Source organism: Streptomyces sp. DF42 (assembly GCF_058267695.1).
Genome location: NZ_CM177859.1, coordinates 2,239,892 through 2,257,880, shown reverse-complemented (window position 1 = coordinate 2,257,880; position 17,989 = coordinate 2,239,892). Strand labels below are relative to the sequence as shown.

The following is a 17,989-nucleotide window of genomic DNA, read 5'->3' as shown; positions in this document are numbered from 1 at the left end:
GGCGGGCACACTCGACTGAGAGAATCGGTGGATGGACGTCGAACTTCCCGAACTGCCCTTCTCCCTGCGCACCTACGGCCCCGACGGGCACTGGTCCTATGAGGACGGGATCCTCAGCGGATGGGCAGGGTCCCGGCAGGACCGCTTCGTTCCGCCCACCGACGAGGCCCTGGAGCCCGCCTCCGACGCGCCTCGCCTGCTCGGGGCGCCCGAAGGCGACTTCCAGTTGATCGCCCGCGTCACGGTCGGGTTCGCCAAGGCCTTCGACGCCGGGGTGTTGTACGTCCACGTCGGCGAGCGGGCCTGGGCCAAGCTCTGCCTGGAGTACTCCCCGGACGTCCCCACCGTCTGCACGGTGGTCACCCGGGGGCACTCCGACGACGCCAACTCCTTCAGCGTGGACGGCAGTTCGGTGTGGCTCCGAGTGAGCCGCACCGGACGTGCCTTCGCCTTCCACGCCTCCCGCGACGGCAAGCACTGGACCTTCGTCCGGCTCTTCACCCTGGGCCCGGAGAAGGAGTCGGGCGCCGCCCTGGTCGGCTTCATGACGCAGTCGCCGATGGGGGAGGGGTGCGTGGTGACGTACGACCACATCGAGTTCAGGGACAACTGGCCGGCAGACTTGAGAGACGGCAGCTGAGACCACTGCAACGTGGCCTGTAGGCCACTGCAACTCAACCCGTCGGTTCTTCGGACACGCCGGTCCCTGCAACTCAGCCCGTCCGGCGTTTGAGGACGAGGCCCTTCAGGGCCGAAGCGGGGGTCTGGGGGCGGCAGCCCCCAGCACTACCGCAACCGGGACGTAGCCGCACCCGTCAGCACGAGCGCCGCCGCACTGATCACCAACGCCAGCCGCATCCCCTCGGCGAACCCCCCGGACACCAGCGTCCCGAAGACGGCAATCCCAAGGCCCCCCGCCACCTGCCGCGCGGCGTTGAGCACACCGGCCGCCAGTCCCGCCCGCTCCACCGGCACCGCGTCCAGCATCACGGCGGTCAGCGGCGGCACCGCCAGCGCGCACCCCAGCGCCAGCGGCACGAGCAGCACGGCCACCAGCACGGAAGACGTGCCGGCATCGACGTACAGCAGGACGAGCAGTCCTACGACCGCCAGCGCCTGCCCCACCAGCATCGGCAGCCGCGCGCCGTAGCGTCCCGCCAGCTTGCCCGCCACCAGGTTCGTCACCGCGATCAGGCCCGTCATGGGCAGGAACGCCAGCCCGGCGCGGAGCGCGGACAAGCCCTGGACCTGCTGGAAGAAGAGCGAGAAGACGAACACCACGCTGTAGAAGGCCACGCTGACCGCCGCTCCCGCGGCGACCGCCACGGCCACCCTCCGATTGCGGAACAGGCCGAGCGGCACGACCGGATGAGGGCTGCGGGCCTCGACCCGCCAGAACACGACGGCCGCCACGACGGCCACGGCAAGCGCCGCCCGCCCGGCCGCGCCACCCTCGATCACCGCGAACGTGAGGGCCGTCAGCGCCACGACCGCCGTCACCTGCCCCGGCAGGTCCAGCGGTGCCGACCGGCGCTCCGAGCGCGGGGCCCGTACCAGCAGGGCCAGAATCAGCGCCCCCAGCGGCAGATTGACGAAGAAGATCCCGCGCCAGTCCCAGGCCGTGGTCAGCAGACCGCCCGCCACCGGGCCCAACGCCACCGCCGTCGAACCGCCCGCCGCCCACGTGGCCACCGCCCGCGCCCGCCGCGCCGGTTCAGGAAACGCCTGCCGCACCAGCGCCAGCGAGGCCGGGAGCACCACGGCCGCCGCCATGCCCTGCACCATCCGCGCGCCGATGAGGGCCGGCATGTTCGGCGTCAGTCCGCAGGCCGCCGAGGCGAGCGTGAAGACCGTGGTGCCGAGCGCGAACGCACGGCTCGCCCCCGCCCGGTCCGAGAAGGCGCCGGTGGACAGCATCAGCGCGGCGAACGGCAGGGTGTAGGCATCCACCACCCACTGCAGGCCGCCCATTCCGCCGCCGAGGGAGGAACCGATCGCGGGCAGGGCCACGTTCACCACGGACGCGTCGAGGCAGATCAGCGCGAAGCCGAGGAGGGCGGCGGTGAGGGTGAGCGCGGGAGAGGGCCGCTTGGGCTCCAACTCGCGCGCGGAGGAGGCGAGTTCATCACCCCTCTGGATCTGGTTCGTCGTCATGCGTCCATGCTGCGGATCCCCGCCGTCGTACAGTAGTGGCCCGAATGCCATGCACCCGGAGGTTCTGGCCATGTCCGAGGAGCTTGTCGCGCACCGCATCGCCGTGATCGCGCCGTCGCCCGTCTCGATGTTCAACCTGGCCATCCCCGAGCTGCTGTTCGGCAAGGTCCGGGTGGAGGGGCGGCCGGGCTACGAGGTGGTCATCTGCGCCGCCGAGCCGGGGCCGGTTCCCACCAGCGGAGGGCTCGACCTGTACGTGCGCCACGGCCTCGGGGCCGTGCTGGAGGCGGACACGGTGGTCGTCGCGGGCACCGGTGCGCCCTACGAGCCGGACCCGCGGATCGTGGCCGCCGTGAGCGAGGCGGACCACGCGGGAAAGCGGATCGCGTCCCTGTGCACCGGCGCCTTCCAGCTGGCCGAGGCCGGCCTGCTCCAGGGCCGCAGGGCCACGACGTACTGGGCGCACGCCGAGGAGCTGCGCAGGCGGTACCCGCAGGTCGACCTCCAGGGCGACGTGCTGTACGTCCAGGACGGCCCGTACGTCACGGCGTCCGGCTACGCCGCCGGCATCGACCTCTGCCTGCACGTCATCCGCACCGACTACGGCGCCGCCGTCGCCAACGAGGTCGCCCGGCTCACCCTGGTGGCCCCCGTACGGCCCGGCGGCCAGACCCAGTTCGCCCACACCCCCCTGCCGCCCGAGCGCGGCCATGCCTGCGCCGACACCCGCGGCTGGGCCATGCGCAACCTCGACAAGCCCCTCACCCTGACCGACCTGGCCCGCCACGCGGGAGTCTCGGTGCGCACCCTCACCCGCCGCTTCCACGCCGAGAGCGGTGTCAGCCCCCTGCAGTGGCTGCTGCACCAGCGCATCGAGCGCGCCAGGGAACTCCTGGAGAGCACCACCCTGCCCATGGACCAGGTGGCGCGGGCCTGCGGTCTGGGCACGGCCGACTCGCTGCGTGCCCACGTGGTCCGCCGGACGGGTCTGACGCCGAGCGCGTACCGGGTGCAGTTCACCCGGCTGGGAACCGCGACCGCCGAGGGCACGTCCTCCGCTGCATGATCAGAGCGAACCGGACCGTCGACTCCCTGATGATCAGAACCGCCCTGGCGGCGGAATCCGCGGCCGTCGCCGCGCTGCACCTGCGCGCCCGCTCCACCTACTACCCGGACGGCCCCCCGGACGACGGCCACGACTGGCCGGCCGCCTGGAGCCGGGCCATCGAGCGGCCCGACGGCCAGGTGCTGTGCGCGGTGCGCGACGCCCGCCTGGTCGGCCTCGCCTCCTTCCGCACCGCGGAGGGCGCCCCCGCGGAAACGGTCAAGCTGTTCCAGTTCCACGTCGACCCCGACCAGTGGCGCTCCGGCGTCGGCACGGCCCTGCACGCCGCCTGCGTCGAGCAGTGGCAGGCCGACGGCAGACGCACGGCCGTCCTCGACGTCCACGCGGACAACGAGCGCGCCCAGGCCTTCTACGCCCGCCAGGGCTGGACCCCGGACCCGGAGAACCCGCCGATGCCCGGGGACCATCACCGGTATCTTCGGTATGCGGTGCCCGGGGAATGATCCTCGCTGCTTGAACGTTCATCCACTCGGCGGAGGGAACCTCCGTACCCGTACGAGCTGGAGAGAACATGAAGGTCGAGATCTGGTCGGACATCGCCTGTCCCTGGTGCTACGTGGGCAAGGCCCGCTTCGAGAAGGCACTCGACGCCTTCCCGCACCGCGACCAGGTCGAGGTGGTGCACCGCTCCTTCGAGCTGGACCCGGGCCGCGCCAAGGGCGACGTCCAGCCGGTGATCACCATGCTCACCAAGAAGTACGGCATGAGCGCGGCGCAGGCGCAGGCGGGCGAGGAGAACCTGGGCACGCAGGCCGCCGCCGAGGGCCTGGAGTACCGCACCCGGGACCGCGACCACGGCAACACCTTCGACATGCACCGCCTGCTGCACCTCGCCAAGGACCGGGGCCGGCAGGACGAACTCATCCAGGCTCTGTACAAGGCGAACTTCGCCGAGGAGCGGTCGCTGTTCACCGAGGGCGACGAGCGGCTGGTGGAACTGGCCGTGTCCGCCGGCCTCGCGGCCGAGGATGCCCGCAAGGTGCTCGCCGACCCGGCCGCGTACGCCGACGAGGTCCGCGCCGACGAGCGCGAGGCCGCCGAGCTCGGTGCGAACGGTGTGCCCTTCTTCGTCCTCGACCGCAAGTTCGGCGTCTCCGGCGCCCAGCCCGCAGAGGTCTTCACCCAGGCCCTGGCCCAGGCGTGGGGCGAGCGCTCGCCGCTGAAGCTGCTCGACGACGGCGCGGCGGGCGGCGCGCAGGCATGCGGCCCGGACGGGTGCGCGGTGCCGCAGCACTGATACGTGCAGGTGGGGGCGGATCCATAAGCACCGCTTAGCGGTACCACGCATAAATCGGCAATGGACTATGACTTCTCCTGGGCTCACAGTGGAGCCATGGAGACGACCTTCGAGAGCCGCGTCCGTGCCGAGTTCGCCCCGAAGAAGACCTATCTGAACACCGCGAGCACCGGGCTGGTACCGGCGCGCACCGTGGCCGCCATGCGCACCGCCGTGGCGGCGGCCGCGGTCGGCGACCCGACCGACATGTTCGCGGACGTCGAGGCGAGCCGCGCCTCCTACGCCCGGCTCGTCGGCGTGTCCGAGAGCCGGGTGGCGGCCGGCGCCTCCGTCGCCGTCTACAGCGGACTGATCGCCGCCTCCCTCCCGGAGGGGGCCGAAGTCCTCACCGCCGAGGGCGACTTCAGCTCCGTGGTGAACCCCTTCCACGTCCGGTCCGATCTCAAGGTGCGGATCGTGCCGCTGGAGCGGATCGCCGAGTCGGTGCGGCCCGGCACCGCCCTGGTCGCGGTCAGCGCCGCGCAGTCCGCCGACGGGCGGGTGGCCGACCTGTCCGCGATCCGGGAGGCGGCGCGCGAGCACGGGGCGCGTACGTACGTGGACGCGTCCCAGGCCACCGGCTGGCTCGACTTCGACGCGGACGCCTACGACTACTCCGCCTGCGTCGGCTTCAAGTGGCTCGTCTGCCCGCGGGGCGTGGCCTTCCTGGTCGTCCCGGAGGACCTCGGGGGCCTCACCCCGCTGTTCGCCGGCTGGGTGGCGGGCGAGCACCCCTGGGACGCGTGCTACGGCCCCATCGACGAACTCGCCGACTCCGCCCGGCGGTTCGACGAGAGCCCCGCCCTCTTCTCCTACGCGGGCGCCCGCCACTCCCTCGAACTGCTGGAGGAACTCGGCACGGACGCCGTACGCGCCCACGACCTCGCCCTCGCCGACCGCTTCCGCGCGGGCCTGGCCTCCCTCGGCCACCAGAGCGTCCCGTCCCCCGGCTCGCCGATCGTCGCGGTACCCGGACTCGGCTACCGCCAGGGCGAGTTGAGCGGCGCCGGGGTGGAGGTCTCCGACCGCGCGGGCAACCTGCGCGCGGCCTTCCATCTGTACAACACACCCGCCGATGTCGACCGCCTGCTGGACGTCCTGTCGCCCTGAACCACTGGCGCGGTCCCGGCCGGGACGCCAGGAAGGTCACGTGGAGTCCACGGGCAGTGGCCCCGTGCAGCCGCCGGTGCTGTTCACCGTCGACGGCGGCGGGCTATGGGTGCCGGGCTCGGCGGACGGGCCGGTGCGGGCCGAACCCGCCCTGGATCCGGTCGACTTCTGCTTCCTGGCCGGCGGCCGCCACGCCCCCGGGGAGGTGCCGCGCCGCGCCACGGGGGGACGAGGGCGCCGTCCGCAACGTACTGGAGCGGGCGGCGTCACTGGCATGGTGTGAAGCCAGTGACGCCGCCCGCAGCGCAGAAGGTCACCGGACGGGCGTGAAGTCCCTCGCCCCGATGAACTCCGGCCGACGGATGGGTGCCGCGAACGGCTCCACGGCCTCGTTCTCCACGCTGTTGAACACGATGAACACGTTGCTGCGCGGGAACGGGGTGATGTTGTCGCCGGAGCCGTGCATGCAGTTGCAGTCGAACCACGTCGCCGAACCGGCCTTGCCCGTGAAGAGCTTGATGCCGTACTCGCCGGCCATCTTGGTCAGCGCCTCGTCCGACGGCGTGCCCGCGTCCTGCATCTGCAGCGACTGCTTGTAGTTGTCCTTCGGCGTGGAGCCGGCGCAGCCGAGGAACGTGCGGTGCGACCCCGGCATGATCATGAGGCCGCCGTTGGTGTCGTGGTTCTCGGTCAGCGCGATCGAGACGGAGACCGTGCGCATGTTGGGCAGGCCGTCCTCGGCGTGCCAGGTCTCGAAGTCCGAGTGCCAGTAGAAGCCGCTGGCCCCGAAGCCCGGCTTGACGTTGATCCGCGACTGGTGGACGTACACGTCCGAGCCGAGGATCTGCCGGGCCCGGCCGACGACCCGCTCGTCGCGCACGAGCCTGGCGAACACCTCGCTGATCCTGTGCACCTCGAAGACCGAGCGGATCTCCTTGGACTTCGGCTCGATGATCGACCGCTCGTCCGCCCGGATCGCCGGGTCGGCGATGAGCCGCTCCAACTCCTGGTGGTAGACGGCGACTTCGTCGTCCGTGATGAGCTCCTCGATGGCGAGGAAGCCGTCACGCTCGAACGACTGGAGGCCGGTGGCCGGGATCGGGCCGGGGTCGCCCGGGGCGCCCCAGACGACGGGGTCCTGGCGCGGAACGGACACCTCGGTGGTGCCGCGGCTGGGGTAGAGATCGGTGACGGTGGTGGTCACGGTGATGTCACACCTCCTCGGGCTCGGGTTCGGTGAGCAGCGGGTAGATCCCGTTCTCGTCGTGGTCCTCCCGGCCGGTCACGGGCGGGTTGAAGACACAGATGCAGCGGAAGTCCTCCTTGATCCGCATCGTGTGCCGCTCGTGCCCGTCGAGGAGGTACATGGTGCCGGGCGTGATGGTGTACTTCTGCCCGGTCTCGTCGTCGGTGAGCTCGGCCTCGCCCTCGACGCACACGACGGCCTCGATGTGGTTCGCGTACCACATCGACGTCTCCGTACCCGCGTACAGGATCGTCTCGTGCACGGAGAAGCCGACCCTCTCCTTGGCGAGGACGATGCGTTTGCTCTCCCAGGTGCCGGACGCGGCCTTCACATGGCGGTCGGTGCCTTCGATGTCCTTGAACGAACGGACGATCACGGTGCTGCACTACTCCTTTTTGCTAGACGGTTTCGCGTACGGCGCGGGCGAGGATGCTCAGACCCTCGTCCAGCTCCTCGGCGGTGATGGTGAGTGCCGGGAGCAGCTTGACGACCTCGCTCTCCGGGCCCGAGGTCTCGATGAGCAGCCCGAGTTCGAAGGCGCGCTTGGCGACCCGCCCCGCGCGCTCCTTGTCGTGGAACTCCAGGCCCCACACGAGTCCGCGGCCGCGGTACTCCCTGACGTCGGCGAGGTTCTCCTCGGTGATCGCGATGAAGGCCTGCTCGACCTGCTCACCGCGCGCCCGGGTCTGCTTCTCCATCGCGGACCCGTCCGCCCAGTACGCCTCCAGGGTGGCGGTGGCCGTGACGAAGGCGGGGTTGTTGCCGCGGAAGGTGCCGTTGTGCTCGCCCGGCTCCCAGATGTCCAGCTCGGGCTTGAACAGGCACAGCGACATGGGCAGTCCGTAGCCGCTGATCGACTTGGACACGGTGACGATGTCCGGCGTGATGCCCGCCTCCTCGAAGGAGAAGAAGGCACCGGTACGACCGCATCCCATCTGGATGTCGTCGACGATGAGCAGCATGTCCTGGCGCTCGCACAGCGCGGCGAGCGCCTGCAGCCACTCCCGGCGTGCGACGTTGATGCCGCCCTCGCCCTGCACGGTCTCGACGATCACGGCGGCGGGCTTGTTGAGCCCGGAGCCCTGGTCCTCCAGCAGCCGCTCGAACCACAGGAAGTCCTCGACCGTGCCGTCGAAGTAGTTGTCGAACGGCATGGGCGTGCCGTGCACCAGCGGAATCCCGGCGCCGGCCCGCTTGAAGGCGTTGCCGGTCACGGCGAGCGAGCCGAGCGACATGCCGTGGAAGGCGTTGGTGAACGACACGATGGACTCGCGCCCCTTCACCTTACGGGCGAGCTTGAGAGCCGACTCCACGGCGTTGGTCCCCGTCGGGCCCGGGAACATGACCTTGTACGGCAGGTCGCGCGGCCGCAGCACCAGGTCCTGGAAGGTCTGCAGGAAGGACCGCTTGGCGGTGGTCGACATGTCGAGCCCGTGCGTGACGCCGTCCCGCTCCAGGTAGTCGATCAACGCCCGTTTCAGGACGGGGTTGTTGTGGCCGTAGTTCAGCGAACCGGCCCCGGCGAAGAAGTCCAGGTACTCGTGGCCGTCCTCGTCGTACATCCGGCTGCCCTGCGCGCGGTCGAAGACGGTGGGCCAGCCGCGGCAGTAGCTGCGTACCTCGGACTCGAGGGTCTCGAAGACGCTGAGGTCGGGCTGGGTGATGGTCACGACGAATCGCTCCTCGTTGCGTGGGGGAGTGCGTGGGGGTCGTCAGGGGGACTCGGGGGAGGTCGGTGGAAACCGACGGGCGGCGGTGGGGGCTCGCCGGAAGTCGGGGGTTCGGCGGAGGGCAAGGGCCTCACAGGGAGAGGGGGCCGATGCGGTACAGGACCTCGGGGTCGTGCGGCCCGTCGGGGAACAGGCCCTCGTCGAACAACACCTCGCGCTCCACGAGAGCACCGTGCCGCTCGGCGAACGAGGTGAACAGGCGCTCGGAGCCGGTGTTGCCCGGCGTGATGGTGGTCTCGACGGCGGTGATCCGGTGTGCGGCACCGGCCCGGGCGACCAGCCCGTCGAGCAACGTGCCGGCCAGCCCGCGCCCGCGGTACGCCTCGTCCACCGCCACCTGCCACACCAGCAGGGTGCGCGGACGGTCCGGCCGTACGTACCCGGTGACGAAGCCGACCGGCCGGCCGTTGTCGTCACGGGCCACGGCCGAGGTGGCGGCGAAGTCGCGACACCACAGCAGATAGCTGTACGACGAGTTCAGGTCGAGGGCCTTGGAGTCCTTGGCAATCCGCCACAACGCGGCTCCGTCCGCGACCTGCGGACGGTCGATGTGGAGATCTGCTTGCGCGGCAGTCATGCGAATTGAATTTACCGAGGGAAATTTAAAATTGCATCGCCGGTGCGGGTTACGAACGGCTGGTCCCTGTGTTATCACGCGGGCGCGGGCGGCCGCACAAGACAGGGTTGAAATGGGGGAATCTGTCCAGAAAATAGGGGGCAAATCGACCGGCATGTGTAACGCGTCACAAGCAGGTAACCCCCACGAGATCTGCCCGAATTCCCCCGATTGACGTTCGCAGAATCTTTGCGTTTAGGTCGAGGAGAAGCGGGCAGAAGAATACGGGAAGCTATGCTGAATTGAATTCCAGAATTATGCCCGGAATTATGCCGGAGTTGGCCTCGGAATGAGCATGGGGTGCCGGTTGCCCCGTGGAGGAGAACCGGTGACTACCGCCTGGTGTCCTCCAGTGCGGCGCCCAGCGCTGCCAGGCACGCCTGCACCACCCCGACCGTCGCGTCGGCCCCGTAGTGGTTGACCCGGATCATCTCCTTGGCCGGCGCGCCCCCGCCCGCCGCCAGCGGCAGAGTGGGATCCGACTCAAGGGCCCGCGCCACCAGCTCCGACGCGACGACCCCCGAAGGCGTCCTCAGCGTCGTGGCGACGGGCGCCGCCTCCCGGGCCTCGTGCACATACGGCTCCAGGCCGGCGCCCAGAGCCACCGCGCCGGTCCGGGCCGCGGCCGCGGCAGACGCGTGCCGTGCCATGACCGTCTCCGGCCCCGCCGTCTCGATCCGCTCCAGACACGCCTGAAGTGCCAGCATCTCCAGCTGGGCAGGCGCGTGCGGCAGCGCCTTCCGTCCGCCGTCGATCCACCGCTCCTTCCAGTCCAGCAGCGAGAGGTACGACCGTCGCGGCGCCGCGGGGTTCGCCTCCATCCGTGCCCACGCCCGCTCGCTCACCGACACCGCGGAGACCCCGGCCGGCCCGCCCATCGCCTTCTGCGCCCCGATGACGCACAGGTCGACGCCCCACGCGTCCGGCAGCACCGGCTCCGCCCCGATGGAGGCCACGGCGTCCAGATAGAACAGCGCCCCCTGCTCCCGTACGGCCTCCCCGATCTCCGCGACGGGGTTGGTGTTTCCGGTCGCCGCCTCCGCGTGCACCAGGGAGACGAAGTCGATCTCCGGGTGCTCGGCGAAGGCCTCCCGGATCTGCCCGGCGCTCACCGCCGTGTGGAAGGGCACCGCGAGGTCGATCACCGTCGCCCCGCAGTCCCGCAGCCAGTTCCCGAAGGTCTGCCCGTACGGCCCGGTGATGATGTTCAGCGCCGTCGTCCCGGGACCGGCCGTCCCCCGGATCGCGCCCTCCAGCGGCAGCAGCGCCTCGCCCTGCATGATCACGACGTCCTGCTCGGTGCCGAGCAACCGCGCCACGCGGTCCTCGATCGCGGCGAAGTGCGCGGCGCTCAGCGGGGGCAGATCGAGGAAGGGGTGGGTCACGGCGGTGCTCTCTTCGCTCATGAGTGGTCGACTCGGTTGAGGGTATCCGCCACTCGTGACCCTCCCTTCACATGCCTTCACTTGCGACTTCTTAGGCCGGACAGCCTCGTAGCCATCGGTTTGATTTGAGAGACCCAAACTTCTCCTTATAATCGGAACCCATCAGTTCCCACACAGGAGGCCCACCCGTGAAGAAGTTCTCCGGGCGCCGGACCCGAATTCTGGCCGCCACCACCGCGACGGCCGGGCTGGTGCTCGTGGCTGCCACCGCCTCCGGCTGCACCTCCAGCGGCAACGGCGGCAGCGGGAGCAGGACGGCCGCCGGCGGGGTCGAGCTCGTCAAGGCCGGACAGCTCACCACCTGCACACACCTGCCGTACCCGCCCTTCCAGTCGGAGATCGACGGCAAGGTGCAGGGCTTCGACGTCTCGCTGATCGACCTCGTCGCGAAGAACCTCGGCGTGAAGCAGCAGATCCTCGACACGCCCTTCGAGAACTTCAAGACCGGCGCGTTCCTCAACTCCGGCGAGTGCGACCTGGCCGCGGCCGGCATGACCATCACCGCCGAGCGCAAGAAGAACGTCGACTTCTCCGACCCGTACTTCGACGCCACCCAGGCCCTCCTGGTCGCCAAGAACAGCGGCATCACCTCGCTCGCCGACGCGAAGGCCAAGAAGGCCAAGCTCGGCGCACAGGCGCAGACGACCGGCGAGGACTACGCGAAGAAGCAGGGCTTCGACCCGGTCTCCTTCGAGACCTCGGACGCGGTCCTCAACGGCCTGCGCACCGGCCAGGTCAAGGCCGTCATCATCGACTACCCGGTCGTCCAGGGCTGGCTGAAGAACAAGGCCAATTCGGATGCCTTCAGGCTGGCCGGCAACATCAACACCGGTGAGCAGTACGGCTTCACGGTGAAGAAGGGCAACACCAAGCTCCGCGACGCCATCAACAAGGCGATCAAGGACGCCAAGGCCGACGGCACCTACAAGAAGCTGTACGAGAAGTGGATCGGCCCCTACACCGCCTCCGCCGCCTCCCCGTCCACCTCCGCGTCCTGACCCATGGCCGATACGGACGTACCACTCCAGCCGAAGAAAAAAGGCCTGACCCGGCGTCAGAAGCGAAGCCTGTCACGCGCCGCCCAGTACGCCGTCTTCGTCGCCGCCGTGATCGCCTTCGCGGTCGGCGCCGACTGGGGCCGGCTGAAGAACCAGTTCGCCCAATGGGACATCGCCCGGCAGATGTTCCCGGACGTCATCACCCTGGCGCTGAAGAACACCGTGCTGTACACCGTGTCCGGGTTCGTCTTCGCCCTGGTGCTCGGCCTCGTGGTGGCGCTGATGCGGCTGTCGTCCGTCGCCCCGTACCGCTGGGTCGCCGGCGTCTACATCGAGATCTTCCGCGGTCTGCCCGCCCTGCTGATCTTCATCTTCATCGGCGTCGCGATCCCGCTGGCCTTCCCGGGCACGGAGATCGTCGGCGGCACCTACGGCAAGGCCGCCATCGCGCTCGGCCTCGTCGGCGCCGCCTATCTGGCGGAGACGTTCCGCGCCGGCATCCAGGCGGTTCCCAAGGGGCAGACGGAGGCGGCGCGTTCGCTCGGCTTCTCGCCCGCCCGGACCATGGTCTCGATCATCATCCCGCAGGCGTTCCGCATCATCCTGCCGCCCCTGACCAACGAGTTCGTGATCCTCTTCAAGGACTCCTCCCTGGTCCTGCTCCTCGGCGTCACCCTGGAGGAGCGCGAACTGTCCAAGTACGGCCGCGACCTGGCCAGTACGACCGCCAACTCCACGCCGATCCTGGTCGCCGGACTGTGCTACCTGCTGGTGACCGTCCCGCTCGGCTTCGTCGTGCGCCGCATGGAGAAGAAGGCCCAGGAGGCCGTGAGATGAGCCGACCGGAGATCCGGGTCAAGGGCCTGCACAAGTCCTTCGGCGACAACGAGGTGCTGCGCGGCATCGACCTGGAGATCGGCCAGGGCGAGGTCGTGTGCGTCATCGGCCCGTCCGGCTCGGGCAAGTCCACGCTGCTGCGGTGCGTGAACCTCCTGGAGGAGCCCACCAAGGGTCAGGTGTTCGTGGGCGGCACCGAACTCACCGATCCCGACGTCGACATCGACGCCGTACGCCGCCGTATCGGCATGGTCTTCCAGCAGTTCAACCTCTTCCCGCACCTCACCGTCACCGAGAACCTCACGCTGCCGCAGCGCCGGGTGCTCAGGCGGGACAAGGCGAAGGCGGCACGGGTGGCCGCCGAGAACCTGGAGCGGGTGGGCCTGTCGGAGAAGGCGGACGCCTACCCCGCCGCCCTCTCCGGCGGCCAGCAGCAGCGCGTGGCGATCGCCCGCTCGCTGTCGATGGGACCCGAGGTGATGCTCTTCGACGAGCCGACCTCGGCCCTCGACCCGGAACTGGTCGGGGACGTCCTCGCGGTCATGCGAAGACTGGCCAGGGAGGGCATGACCATGATGGTCGTCACCCACGAGATGACCTTCGCCCGCGAAGTCGCCGACCGGGTGGTCTTCATGGACGGCGGGGTGATCGTCGAGGACGGAAGTCCCGACCGGGTCATCACGAACCCGGCCCACGGCCGCACCCGCCACTTCCTGTCCCGGCTCCTCGACCCGGCGATGGCCGAGGTGGAGGAGGAGACGTCCGAGCAGGCGGGCGGGGACGACTGAAACGCCAAGGGGCTCGGGGCGTAGGCCTCGAACCCCGCCGTTCCTGACCTGGGCGGCCCACCCGGGCGCAGCCGCGCTCGGCGTCGAGGCCGCGGTCCTCCACGCCGTGTTCATGCTGGGCTTCGAAGGGCCCCCGCCCTGGGAACAGTGACGCCCGGGCCCGCTGGTTAGGGTGCAGTCCATGAGCGATCACGCGGTGCTGCACGTGAAGGGCCGGGTCCTGGCCGGGCCCGACGACGTCCGTGACGAACTGTGGGTCGTCGGCGGCCGGATCTCCTACGACCGTCCCGTCGGCGCCCGCGACATCCGTACCGTCGAGGGCTGGGCCCTGCCCGGCCTGGTCGACGCGCACTGCCACGTGGGCCTCGGCCCGCACGGCCCGGTCGAGCAGGACGTGGCCGAGAAACAGGCGCTGACCGACCGCGAGGCGGGCACCCTGCTCATCCGGGACGCGGGGTCGCCCTCGGACACCCGGTGGGTCGACGACCGCGAGGACCTCCCGAAGATCATCAGGGCGGGCCGCCACATCGCCCGTACCCGCCGCTACATGCGGGGCTACGCCTGGGAGATCGAGCCGGAGGACCTGGTCGCGTACGTCGCACGGGAGGCCCGCCGCGGCGACGGCTGGGTGAAGCTGGTCGGCGACTGGATCGACCGCGACCTCGGCGATCTGGCCCCCAGCTGGCCGCGGGACGCGGTGGAGGCGGCCATCGCCGAGGCCCACCGCCTGGGCGCCCGCGTCACCGCGCACTGCTTCGCCGAGAACTCCCTGCGAGATCTGGTCGAGGCCGGCATCGACTGCATCGAGCACGCGACCGGCCTGACGGACGACCTCATCCCGCTCTTCGCCGAACGCGGCGTCGCGATCGTCCCCACCCTCGTCAACATCGCGACCTTCCCGCGGCTCGCGGACGGCGGCGAGGCCAGGTTCCCGCAGTGGTCGGCCCATATGCGACGGCTGCACGAGCGCCGCTACGACACCGTGCGGGGCGCCTACGACGCGGGGATCCCGGTGTACGTCGGCACCGACGCCGGCGGTCACCTCGCCCACGGCCTGGTGGCCGGCGAGGTGGCGGAGCTGGTCGCCGCCGGCATCCCGCCCGTCGAGGCGCTGTCGGCGACGACTTGGGGCGCGCGGAAGTGGCTCGGGCGGCCGGGGCTGGAGGAGGGCGCACCGGCCGACCTCGTCGTCTACGAGGACGATCCACGGGCCGACGTACGGGTGTTGGCGGCGCCGCGGCGGGTCGTGCTGAACGGGCGGGTCGTCGGCGGGTTGACGTGACACGCGCCGGCGTGCGCGCCGATAGGTCAACCGTCGTATTCGGACAGAAGGCGGTGCGGCGGTGAATGCGTGGAACGCTTGTGCCGTGGGATTCGAAAATGTTCACGGGGAACGCACGATGGGGTGAAGTGGCGCCGGAATGCCGTCTGTTCACTCGTCGTGCGTAATTCTTGGCGGGTCCCGAGCACATCTCCTCCGAGGGGTCCCCGCCTTGAACGGCAAGAACTTCCCGCTGCCCGCACGCCGTCTCGTCACCGTCGCGGCGGCCACGGCCCTCGCCGCCGGTCCCGCGGCCCTGGCCGGCGCGGCTTCCGCGCAGGCGACCGGCGACCAGGGGCGCGCCAGTGCCGTGGTCCTGCGCACCGGGCTCGATGTGTCCCTGCTCAACAAAGCCGTGAACGTCCCGCTCGCGGTCTCCCTCAACCAGGTCGAGGCGCCGCGGAGCGCCGAAAAGACGGCGCTGACCGCCACGCTGGACGGCGTGGACGGCGGAAAGCCCTTCAACGTGCTGGCCGCGAAGGTGGCGACGGCGAAGGCGTCCGTCACCTCCGCCGCGGCCGAGGGCTCGACCGACCTCGCCCACGCCAGCCTCCATGTCCCCGGCCTGCCGCTGCTGTCCCTCATCGACATCGAGAAGGTCACCTCCAAGGCGACCTGCGTGCCCGGGAAGAGGCCGGTGGCCTCCTCGAACCTGCTCGGCTCGGTGACCGTCCTGGGCAAGAAGGTCACTTTGACGACCGGCGGCACCACGGACGTCAAGGTGCCCGGCGTCGGCGAGGTACGCCTCGACCTGTCGAAGACGGAGACCACGTCGCGCACGGCGGCCGCCACCGCACTCGAACTCAAGGTCTCCGTCAACCCGTTGAAGCTCAACGTGGCCGACGTCGAGGGCACGCTGACCCTGGCGAAGGCGACCTGCGAGGCACCGGCCGCGGCGGCGGGGAAGCCGGGCGCGGATCCCTCCGGTGGTGTCGGGGTGCAGGGTGCGCCGGGTGAGGAGGCGGGTCTTGCCGAGACCGGGGGTGGTTCCATGGCGCCGTATGTCGTGGGCGGTGCGGTCGCTCTGCTCGTCGCGGGTGGGGGAGCGGTGGCGCTGGCGCGTCGCGGCCGGAGCTGAACCGGGCCTCGGTGGGTCAGTGATGTGCTGCGATCCCTCCGGTGGTGTCGGGGTGCGGGGTGCGCCGGGTGAGGAGGCGGGTCTTGCCGAGACCGGGGGTGGTTCCATGGCGCCGTATGTCGTGGGCGGTGCGGTCGCTCTGCTCGTCGCGGGTGGGGGAGCGGTGGTGCCGGCGCGTCGCGGCCGGAGCTGAACCGGCCCCGGTGGGTCAGTGATGCGACGCCAGCGTCAGCGCCCGGTCGAGTGCCTGCAGAAAGGAGTTGACCGTCGCCCGGTCCCGCACCGCCAGCCGCAGCCACTCCTCGCCCAGCCCCGGGAACGTGTCACCTCGCCGCACGGCGAAGCCCAGGTCCCGCAGATGCCGGCGTACGGCCGTTGCCCTGGGCAGCCGTACGAGGACGAAGGGGCCCTCGGCCGGTTCGGCGACCCGCAGCCCGTCCGATCCGAACTCCCGCAGTCCGGCGACCAGATGGGCCCGGTCCCTGGCGATGCGGTGCGCCGCGTGGGCCGCCTCCGCCAGTGCCTGCGGGCCCACGCAGGCCTCGGCGGCCGCCAGCGCGGGCGTGGACACCGGCCACAGGGGCTGGGCGCGCTCCAGGTCGGCGATCGTGTCGGGGGCGGCGAGGACGTAGCCGATCCGAAGTCCCGCCAGCCCCCACGTCTTGGTCAGGCTGCGCAGGACCACCAGACCCGGCACATCCGTCCGGCCGGCCAGCGCCTCCCGCTCACCAGGCACCGCGTCCATGAACGCCTCGTCGACCACCAACGTGCGCCCAGGGCGGGCGAGTCGGGTGATGACCGAGGCGGAGTGGAGGACGGAGGTGGGGTTCGTCGGGTTGCCGATCAGCACCAGGTCCGCGTCGTCGGGGACGGCCGCAGGGTCCAGCCGGAAGCCGTCCTCCGCCCGCAGCAGGACCCGGTGCACGGAGTGGCCCGCGTCCCGCAGCGCCGCCTCCGGCTCCGTGAACTGGGGGTGGACCACCACGGGCCGGCGCACCTTCAACGCCCGGGCCAGCAGCACGAAGGCCTCGGCCGCACCTGCCGTCAGCAGCACCCGCTCCACGACGAGCCCGTGCCGTGCCGCCACCGCGGCCCGCGCGGCTCGCCCGTCCGGATAGGCAGCGAGCGAGCCGAGTGAACGGGCGATGCGCTCGCGCAGCCAGGCCGGCGGTGTGTCCGCGCGGACGTTCACCGCCAGGTCGACCAGCGCGGAACCGTCGTCACGGACCTCGGCGTCCCCGTGGTGGCGCAGGTCGGGCCCGGCGCCGTCCTCAGTGCGCATGGGCGTGTCCGCCGTGGTGGTGCCCGTGGTGGTGATGGTGACCGTCGTCGTCCGGGTGGAAGTGCGGCTGCTGCGGCAGACCGACCTTGTCCTCGAAGCCCGGCAGCGCGATGCGGTACACGCACGAGTCGCAGTTCATCCGCAGATCACCCTTCACGGCCTCCTCGTACCGCTCCATCACCAGATCGAGCAGCTCCGGCTCCGGGCCGATGACGTCCGCCGAGCCCACCTCGACCTCCGGGTGCGCGGCCGCCCAGCCCTCGGTCTGCTGCTTCACCCGGTCCGGCAGGATGCCGGTGAAGAGGAAGTACGGGAGGACCACGATCCGCCGGGCGCCCAGCTTGACGCACCGGTCCAGGCCGCTGGGCACGTCGGGTGCCGCCAGTGACACGAACGCCGTCTCCACACCCGCGTACCCGCGCCCCTCCCACAGCAGCCGCGCCGCCTTGTGCACCTCGGCGTTGGCATCGGGGTCGGTGGATCCGCGCCCGACCAGCAGCACGGTCACGTCGGCGCGGTCCTCGGGCGAGCGCACGGTGGAGCCGAGCGCCTCGTCCAGCCGCCGCTCCAGGACCGCGAGCAGTGAGGGGTGCGGGCCCAGCGGACGCCCGTAGGTGTACGAGATCCCCGCGTGCCGCTCCTTCTCGCGGGACAGCGCCGCCGGGATGTCCCCCTTGGCGTGCCCGGCGGACACCAGCATCAGCGGCACGGCGGCGAAACGCCGTACCCCCCGCTCCACCAGCTCGGTGACCGCCTCGCCCAGCGGCGGCGGAGACAGCTCGATGAAGCCGCCCGCGACGGGCAGTTCGGGGTGGCGGGCTCCCAGCTGCCGTACGAAGTCGCGGAACGCCTCGGCTCCGGCCTCGTCCCGGGTGCCATGACCGGCGATGAGCAGGGCGGGCGGCGGGGTGGTCACGATGTCTCCTCGGGATGTACGGTGGCGGACTGCTCTGCGGGCACTGACTCGGGTGGGGAAACGGGG

At 70.9% G+C, this 17,989-nt stretch carries 19 protein-coding genes; 11 read left to right on the top strand and 8 right to left on the bottom strand.

The genetic code is table 11. The features are described 5' to 3' along the window. Positions 1 to 31 precede the first annotated feature (31 nt). The gene (locus ACYUED_RS10295) at positions 32 to 640 is read left to right on the top strand and encodes a DUF1349 domain-containing protein (protein WP_491291969.1); all 609 of its coding nucleotides are present in this window, start codon (positions 32 to 34) and stop codon (positions 638 to 640) included. Between the two features lie 146 nt (positions 641 to 786). On the opposite strand, the gene ACYUED_RS10290 is transcribed toward ACYUED_RS10295, so the two are convergent. Then, positions 787 to 2,154: an MFS transporter gene (locus ACYUED_RS10290; protein WP_491291968.1), complete on the bottom strand. Its 1,368-nt coding sequence runs from the start codon at positions 2,152 to 2,154 to the stop codon at positions 787 to 789. 70 nt (positions 2,155 to 2,224) lie between these two features. Here ACYUED_RS10290 and ACYUED_RS10285 point away from each other — a divergent pair, with 70 nt between their 5' ends. The 4 genes from ACYUED_RS10285 (at position 2,225) to ACYUED_RS10270 (ending at position 5,666) form a co-directional block, all read left to right on the top strand. Next, a complete protein-coding gene (locus ACYUED_RS10285) occupies positions 2,225 to 3,220 on the top strand; it encodes a GlxA family transcriptional regulator (RefSeq protein WP_491291967.1) in 996 nt (331 codons plus the stop codon). Further along, a complete protein-coding gene (locus ACYUED_RS10280) occupies positions 3,217 to 3,723 on the top strand; it encodes a GNAT family N-acetyltransferase (protein ID WP_491291966.1) in 507 nt (168 codons plus the stop codon). The genes ACYUED_RS10285 and ACYUED_RS10280 overlap by 4 nt, the downstream gene beginning before the upstream one ends. A gap of 68 nt (positions 3,724 to 3,791) precedes the next feature. Next, positions 3,792 to 4,517: a DsbA family oxidoreductase gene (locus ACYUED_RS10275; protein WP_491291965.1), complete on the top strand. Its 726-nt coding sequence runs from the start codon at positions 3,792 to 3,794 to the stop codon at positions 4,515 to 4,517. A gap of 60 nt (positions 4,518 to 4,577) precedes the next feature. Further along, positions 4,578 to 5,666, top strand: a complete 1,089-nt coding sequence (locus ACYUED_RS10270) for an aminotransferase class V-fold PLP-dependent enzyme (protein ID WP_491291964.1) — start codon at positions 4,578 to 4,580, stop codon at positions 5,664 to 5,666. Positions 5,667 to 5,979: 313 nt separating this feature from the next. On the opposite strand, the gene thpD is transcribed toward ACYUED_RS10270, so the two are convergent. From thpD to ACYUED_RS10245, 5 genes are all read right to left on the bottom strand, one after another. Continuing rightward, positions 5,980 to 6,870 carry an ectoine hydroxylase gene (gene thpD / locus ACYUED_RS10265; protein WP_491291963.1) on the bottom strand — a complete coding sequence of 297 codons (891 nt, stop codon included), beginning with the start codon at positions 6,868 to 6,870 and terminating at the stop codon, positions 5,980 to 5,982. 7 nt (positions 6,871 to 6,877) lie between these two features. Next, complete coding sequence (locus ACYUED_RS10260; protein ID WP_266512001.1) at positions 6,878 to 7,288, bottom strand: ectoine synthase; 411 nt, start codon at positions 7,286 to 7,288, stop codon at positions 6,878 to 6,880. A 22-nt stretch (positions 7,289 to 7,310) separates the two neighbouring features. Continuing rightward, positions 7,311 to 8,582 carry a diaminobutyrate--2-oxoglutarate transaminase gene (ectB, locus tag ACYUED_RS10255; protein WP_491291962.1) on the bottom strand — a complete coding sequence of 424 codons (1,272 nt, stop codon included), beginning with the start codon at positions 8,580 to 8,582 and terminating at the stop codon, positions 7,311 to 7,313. A gap of 130 nt (positions 8,583 to 8,712) precedes the next feature. Further along, entirely contained in the window at positions 8,713 to 9,219 is a 507-nt protein-coding gene (gene ectA / locus ACYUED_RS10250) for a diaminobutyrate acetyltransferase (RefSeq protein ID WP_266678732.1), read from the bottom strand. A gap of 371 nt (positions 9,220 to 9,590) precedes the next feature. After that, on the bottom strand, positions 9,591 to 10,664 hold the full coding sequence (locus ACYUED_RS10245; protein ID WP_491291961.1) for a pyridoxal-phosphate-dependent aminotransferase family protein: 1,074 nt from the start codon (positions 10,662 to 10,664) through the stop codon (positions 9,591 to 9,593). Positions 10,665 to 10,831: 167 nt separating this feature from the next. On the opposite strand from ACYUED_RS10245, the gene ACYUED_RS10240 reads away from it, so the two are divergent. From ACYUED_RS10240 to ACYUED_RS10215, 6 genes are all read left to right on the top strand, one after another. After that, positions 10,832 to 11,701: a transporter substrate-binding domain-containing protein gene (locus ACYUED_RS10240; RefSeq protein ID WP_491291960.1), complete on the top strand. Its 870-nt coding sequence runs from the start codon at positions 10,832 to 10,834 to the stop codon at positions 11,699 to 11,701. 3 nt (positions 11,702 to 11,704) lie between these two features. Then, positions 11,705 to 12,538, top strand: a complete 834-nt coding sequence (locus ACYUED_RS10235) for an amino acid ABC transporter permease (RefSeq protein WP_491291959.1) — start codon at positions 11,705 to 11,707, stop codon at positions 12,536 to 12,538. After that, positions 12,535 to 13,326, top strand: coding sequence for an amino acid ABC transporter ATP-binding protein (locus ACYUED_RS10230; RefSeq protein ID WP_491291958.1), 792 nt, complete (start codon positions 12,535 to 12,537; stop codon positions 13,324 to 13,326). The genes ACYUED_RS10235 and ACYUED_RS10230 overlap by 4 nt, the downstream gene beginning before the upstream one ends. 181 nt (positions 13,327 to 13,507) lie before the next feature. Continuing rightward, entirely contained in the window at positions 13,508 to 14,608 is a 1,101-nt protein-coding gene (locus tag ACYUED_RS10225) for an amidohydrolase family protein (RefSeq protein ID WP_491291956.1), read from the top strand. A gap of 211 nt (positions 14,609 to 14,819) precedes the next feature. Next, the gene (locus ACYUED_RS10220) at positions 14,820 to 15,725 is read left to right on the top strand and encodes an SCO1860 family LAETG-anchored protein (protein ID WP_491291955.1); all 906 of its coding nucleotides are present in this window, start codon (positions 14,820 to 14,822) and stop codon (positions 15,723 to 15,725) included. Then, positions 15,649 to 15,918 carry an LAETG motif-containing sortase-dependent surface protein gene (locus ACYUED_RS10215; protein ID WP_491291954.1) on the top strand — a complete coding sequence of 90 codons (270 nt, stop codon included), beginning with the start codon at positions 15,649 to 15,651 and terminating at the stop codon, positions 15,916 to 15,918. Before ACYUED_RS10220 ends, ACYUED_RS10215 begins: the two co-directional genes overlap by 77 nt. A gap of 15 nt (positions 15,919 to 15,933) precedes the next feature. Here the strand turns inward: ACYUED_RS10215 and cobC are convergent, their stop codons facing one another. After that, positions 15,934 to 17,007, bottom strand: coding sequence for an Rv2231c family histidinol phosphate aminotransferase CobC (gene cobC, locus ACYUED_RS10210; protein ID WP_491291953.1), 1,074 nt, complete (start codon positions 17,005 to 17,007; stop codon positions 15,934 to 15,936). Beyond that, a complete protein-coding gene (locus tag ACYUED_RS10205; protein WP_491291952.1) occupies positions 16,997 to 17,923 on the bottom strand; it encodes a sirohydrochlorin chelatase in 927 nt (308 codons plus the stop codon). Before ACYUED_RS10205 ends, cobC begins: the two co-directional genes overlap by 11 nt. Between the last annotated feature and the right edge of the window lie 66 nt (positions 17,924 to 17,989).

Bases quoted from the DNA above. Each gene is read 5' to 3' on its own strand.
- ACYUED_RS10295 (WP_491291969.1), top strand. From the start codon at position 32: ATGGACGTCGAACTTCCCGAACTGCCCTTCTCCCTGCGCACCTACGGC.
- ACYUED_RS10290 (WP_491291968.1), bottom strand. From the start codon at position 2,154: ATGACGACGAACCAGATCCAGAGGGGTGATGAACTCGCCTCCTCCGCG.
- ACYUED_RS10285 (WP_491291967.1), top strand. From the start codon at position 2,225: ATGTCCGAGGAGCTTGTCGCGCACCGCATCGCCGTGATCGCGCCGTCG.
- ACYUED_RS10280 (WP_491291966.1), top strand. From the start codon at position 3,217: ATGATCAGAGCGAACCGGACCGTCGACTCCCTGATGATCAGAACCGCC.
- ACYUED_RS10275 (WP_491291965.1), top strand. From the start codon at position 3,792: ATGAAGGTCGAGATCTGGTCGGACATCGCCTGTCCCTGGTGCTACGTG.
- ACYUED_RS10270 (WP_491291964.1), top strand. From the start codon at position 4,578: ATGGACTATGACTTCTCCTGGGCTCACAGTGGAGCCATGGAGACGACC.
- ectA (WP_266678732.1), bottom strand. From the start codon at position 9,219: ATGACTGCCGCGCAAGCAGATCTCCACATCGACCGTCCGCAGGTCGCG.
- ACYUED_RS10245 (WP_491291961.1), bottom strand. From the start codon at position 10,664: ATGAGCGAAGAGAGCACCGCCGTGACCCACCCCTTCCTCGATCTGCCC.
- ACYUED_RS10235 (WP_491291959.1), top strand. From the start codon at position 11,705: ATGGCCGATACGGACGTACCACTCCAGCCGAAGAAAAAAGGCCTGACC.
- ACYUED_RS10230 (WP_491291958.1), top strand. From the start codon at position 12,535: ATGAGCCGACCGGAGATCCGGGTCAAGGGCCTGCACAAGTCCTTCGGC.
- ACYUED_RS10225 (WP_491291956.1), top strand. From the start codon at position 13,508: ATGAGCGATCACGCGGTGCTGCACGTGAAGGGCCGGGTCCTGGCCGGG.
- ACYUED_RS10215 (WP_491291954.1), top strand. From the start codon at position 15,649: ATGTCGTGGGCGGTGCGGTCGCTCTGCTCGTCGCGGGTGGGGGAGCGG.
- cobC (WP_491291953.1), bottom strand. From the start codon at position 17,007: ATGCGCACTGAGGACGGCGCCGGGCCCGACCTGCGCCACCACGGGGAC.